Raw genomic sequence first — 4,439 nt, forward strand, 5'->3', positions numbered from 1 at the left:
TTCCCCGAACTGACCGCCGTCGACAACCTGTTTTACTGGCACGAAAACGCCGGGGTGCACCCGGCGCGCGAGGCGTTYGTGGCGATGCTKCGCGAGGAGTTTGCCTGATTTGCACTTGTGGGAGCGAGCCGTTATGAGGCAATCAACTGCCGCAACACGTAATGCAAAATTCCTCCCGACTTGAAGTATTCCACTTCATTGAGCGTATCGATCCGGCACAACACCTCGACCTTTTCCTTGCTGCCGTCTTCACGGGTGATGACCAGCGACAGGTTCATCCGTGGCGTCAGCTCGACGCCGGTCAATCCGAGGATGTCCAGGGTTTCACTGCCGCCCAGTTTCAGGCTCTTGCGGTTCTGGTCCAGCTTGAACTGCAGCGGCAACACGCCCATGCCCACCAGATTGGAGCGGTGAATCCGCTCGAAGCTTTCGGCGATGACCGCTTTCACCCCCAACAGATTGGTGCCCTTGGCCGCCCAGTCGCGGCTCGACCCGGTGCCGTATTCCTGGCCGGCGATCACCACCAGCGGCGTGCCCGAAGCCTGATAGCGCATGGCGGCGTCGTAGATCGGCATTTTTTCCCCGGTGGGAATGTAGCGGGTGTTGCCGCCTTCCTCGCCGCCGAGCATTTCGTTGCGTATGCGGATGTTGGCGAAGGTGCCGCGCATCATCACTTCGTGGTTGCCGCGCCGCGAGCCGTAGGAGTTGAAGTCCCGTGGCTCCACGCCTTTGTCGCGCAAGTATTGCCCTGCCGGGCTGTCGGCCTTGATGTTGCCGGCGGGGGAGATGTGGTCGGTGGTCACCGAGTCGCCGAGCAACGCGAGAATGTTCGCTGCGCAGATATCCTTGACCACAGGCGGCGGGCCGCCGATGTCATCGAAAAACGGCGGATGCTGGATGTAGGTCGAGTCGGCCTGCCAGACATAGGTCGCCGCTTGCGGAACCTTGATCGCCTGCCATTGCGCGTCACCGGCAAACACTTCGGCGTATTCCTTGTGGAACATCGCGGTGTTGACCTGATTCACCGCGTCGGCAATTTCTTTGCTGCTTGGCCAGATATCCCGCAGGTAAACCGGTTTGCCGTCCTTGTCATCGCCCAACGGTTCGCGGCTGAGGTCAGTGCGCACCGTGCCGGCCAGCGCGTAGGCGACCACCAGCGGCGGGGAGGCCAGCCAGTTGGTTTTCACCAGTGGATGCACCCGGCCTTCGAAGTTGCGATTGCCTGAGAGCACCGATGCCACGGTGAGGTCGGCTTGCTGGATGGCTTTTTCGATGGGCTCCGACAGCGGCCCGGAGTTGCCGATGCAGGTGGTGCAGCCATAGCCGACCAGGGCGAAGCCCAATTCATCGAGGTAACGGGTCAGGCCGGCCGCCTTGTAGTAGTCGGTGACCACTTTCGAGCCGGGGGCCAGCGAGCTCTTCACCCAAGGCTTGCGTTTCAGGCCTTTTTCCACAGCCTTCTTCGCCACCAGCCCGGCCGCCATCATCACGCTCGGGTTGGAGGTGTTGGTGCAGGAGGTGATCGCGGCAATCACCACCGCGCCGTTTTTCAGGCGATAGGTCTGGCCTTCATAGTCGTAATCCGCTTCGCCGGCCAGATCGGCGTTGCCGACGGCGACGCCGCCGCCCCCCTCGCTTTCCAGGCGGCCTTCTTCCTTGCTGGTGGGTTTGAATTGCAGGTCGACGAAGTCGCTGAAGGCTTGGGCGACATTCGGCAGCGATACCCGGTCCTGCGGGCGTTTCGGCCCCGCGAGGCAGGCTTCGACGCGGCCCATGTCCAGCGCCAGGGTGTCGGTGAACAGCGGTTCCTGGCCGGGCAGGCGCCACAGCCCCTGGGCCTTGCTGTAGGCCTCGACCAGTTGCACCGTTTCGAGGGGGCGGCCTGAGAGGCGCAGGTACTCCAGCGTGACGTCGTCCACCGGGAAGAAACCGCAGGTGGCGCCGTATTCCGGGGCCATGTTGGCGATGGTCGCGCGGTCGGCGAGCGGCAGGTCGGCGAGGCCATCGCCGTAGAACTCGACGAATTTGCCCACCACGCCTTTCTTGCGCAGCATCTGGGTGACAGTCAGCACCAGGTCGGTGGCGGTGATGCCTTCCTTGAGCTTGCCGGTGAGTTTGAAACCGATGACTTCGGGAATCAGCATCGACACCGGTTGCCCGAGCATCGCCGCTTCCGCCTCGATACCGCCAACGCCCCAGCCGAGCACGCCGAGGCCGTTGATCATGGTGGTGTGGGAATCGGTGCCGACCAAAGTGTCGGGGAAGGCATAGGTGCGGTCGTCCTCGTCCTTGGTCCAGACCGTGCGGCCGAGGTATTCAAGATTCACCTGGTGGCAGATCCCGGTGCCCGGCGGCACCACGCTGAAATTGTCAAAGGCACTCTGGCCCCAGCGCAGGAACGCATAACGCTCGCCATTGCGCTGCATTTCAATGTCGACGTTTTGCTCGAAGGCGCTGCTGCTGGCGAACTTGTCGACCATCACCGAGTGGTCGATCACCAGGTCTACCGGCGACAGCGGGTTGATCCGCTGTGGATTGCCGCCGGCCTTGGCCATCGCCGCACGCATCGCGGCCAGGTCGACCACAGCGGGAACGCCAGTGAAGTCTTGCATCAAGACCCGCGCCGGGCGGTACTGGATTTCGCGGTCGGAGCGACGCTCCTTGAGCCACGCGGCCAGGGCCTTGAGGTCGGCGCCGGTGACGGTTTTTTCGTCTTCCCAGCGCAGCAGGTTTTCCAGCAGGACTTTCAAGGACATCGGCAACTTGTCCAGGTCGCCCAGGCTTTTGGCGGCATCGGGCAGGCTGAAATAGTGGTAGGTCTTGTTGCCGACTTGCAGGGTCTTGAGCGTTTTCAGGCTATCGAGGGACGGCATTGCGATCACTCCTTAAAGTCCGCACGGCTACGGACTGAGGGGACGGGCAGAACATTAAACCTAGCCCTGTTTTAAGTAGCTGGCTAATAACTCGATTCTATGGGCAAGTCCGAGGTTCCGAAGTCAGCTATCATGCGCGGGTTTTCGTGACAGGCTTTGCTTCAACGCAAGCCTGGGCATCGTGCAGTGGCCGAAATTCCTCGCCATTGCCCAGGAGTAAGAATGAACACCCTCTTTATGCATTGCCGGCCGGGCTTCGAAGGCGAAGTCTGTTCCGAGATTTCCGACCTCGCCGCGCGCTTGAATGTGGCCGGTTATGCCAAGGCCAAAGCTGCAACTGCCTGCGCCGAATTCGTCTGCACCGAAGAAGACGGCGCCGAGCGCCTGATGCGCGGGCAGCGTTTCGCCGAGCTGATCTTCCCGCGCCAGTGGGCTCGGGGGATTTTCATCGATCTGCCGGAAACCGACCGCATCAGCGTGATCCTCGCGCATATGGCGGACTTTCCGCTGTGCGGCAGCCTGTGGCTGGAAATGGTCGACACCAATGACGGCAAGGAACTGTCGAACTTCTGCAAGAAATTCGAAGTGCACCTGCGCAAGGCGCTGATGGCCGCTGGCAAACTGGTGGAAGACGCGCATAAGCCGCGCCTGTTGCTGACCTTCAAGAGTGGGCGTGAAGTGTTCATGGGCCTGGCCGAGTCAAACAACTCGGCCATGTGGCCAATGGGCATTCCGCGCCTGAAGTTTCCACGCGAAGCGCCGAGCCGCTCGACCCTCAAGCTGGAAGAGGCCTGGCACCACTTCATCCCGCGCGACCAGTGGGACGAGCGCCTGCACAGCGACATGACCGGCGTTGACCTCGGGGCCGCCCCCGGTGGCTGGACCTGGCAACTGGTCAACCGCGGCATGTTGGTGACGGCGATCGACAACGGCCCGATGGCCGAAAGCCTGATGGACACCGGTCTGGTGCAGCACTTGATGGCCGACGGTTTCACCTTCAAGCCCAAGCAACCGGTGGACTGGATGGTCTGCGACATCGTCGAGAAGCCGGCGCGCAACGCCGCGATGCTGGAAGAGTGGATCGGCGAGGGGCATTGTCGTGAAGCGGTGGTTAACCTCAAGCTGCCGATGAAGCAGCGTTACGCCGAAGTGAAGCGTTTGCTCGAGCGCATTGCCGATGGCTTCAAGGCCCGGGGCATCAAGGTCGAGATTGGCTGCAAGCAGCTGTACCACGACCGCGAGGAAGTGACCTGCCATTTGCGCCGGCTGGATGTGAAGAAGCCCAAGTCCCGCTAACCACACCACCCCCTGTAGGAGCTGGCTTGCCAGCGAAGGCGTCCGCAAATTCGGCGCATGACTCAAGGGACCCTTCGCTGGCAAGCCAGCTCCTACAGGGGGTGGTGTGGTTAGCGGGACTTGGGCTTCTTCACATCCAGCCGGCGCAAATGGCAGGTCACTTCCTCGCGGTCGTGGTACAGCTGCTTGCAGCCAATCTCGACCTTGATGCCCCGGGCCTTGAAGCCATCGGCAATGCGCTCGAGCAAACGCTTCACTTCGGCGTAACGC

2 protein-coding genes and 2 pseudogenes are annotated in these 4,439 nt (G+C 62.0%); 2 read left to right on the plus strand and 2 right to left on the minus strand.

The window, feature by feature from the left end; translation table 11 throughout:
* Positions 1-108: pseudogene (locus AC1DVH_RS26775) on the plus strand (LysR family transcriptional regulator); the annotation flags it as partial.
* Between the two features lie 23 nt (positions 109-131).
* Here AC1DVH_RS26775 and acnA read toward each other — a convergent pair.
* Positions 132-2,873 carry an aconitate hydratase AcnA gene (gene acnA, locus AC1DVH_RS26780; RefSeq protein ID WP_477756329.1) on the minus strand — a complete coding sequence of 914 codons (2,742 nt, stop codon included), beginning with the start codon at positions 2,871-2,873 and terminating at the stop codon, positions 132-134.
* A gap of 222 nt (positions 2,874-3,095) precedes the next feature.
* On the opposite strand from acnA, the gene rlmM reads away from it, so the two are divergent.
* Complete coding sequence (gene rlmM, locus AC1DVH_RS26785; RefSeq protein ID WP_154910041.1) at positions 3,096-4,169, plus strand: 23S rRNA (cytidine(2498)-2'-O)-methyltransferase RlmM; 1,074 nt, start codon at positions 3,096-3,098, stop codon at positions 4,167-4,169.
* A gap of 110 nt (positions 4,170-4,279) precedes the next feature.
* On the opposite strand, the pseudogene AC1DVH_RS26790 reads toward rlmM, so the two are convergent.
* A pseudogene (locus AC1DVH_RS26790) lies at positions 4,280-4,439 on the minus strand (23S rRNA (cytidine(2498)-2'-O)-methyltransferase RlmM); the annotation flags it as partial.

This window comes from Pseudomonas sp. P4_C3, from assembly GCF_056402075.1.

Coding starts and splice junctions, on each gene's coding strand:
- acnA (WP_477756329.1), bottom strand. CDS start 2,873: ATGCCGTCCCTCGATAGCCTGAAAACGCTCAAGACCCTGCAAGTCGGC.
- rlmM (WP_154910041.1), top strand. CDS start 3,096: ATGAACACCCTCTTTATGCATTGCCGGCCGGGCTTCGAAGGCGAAGTC.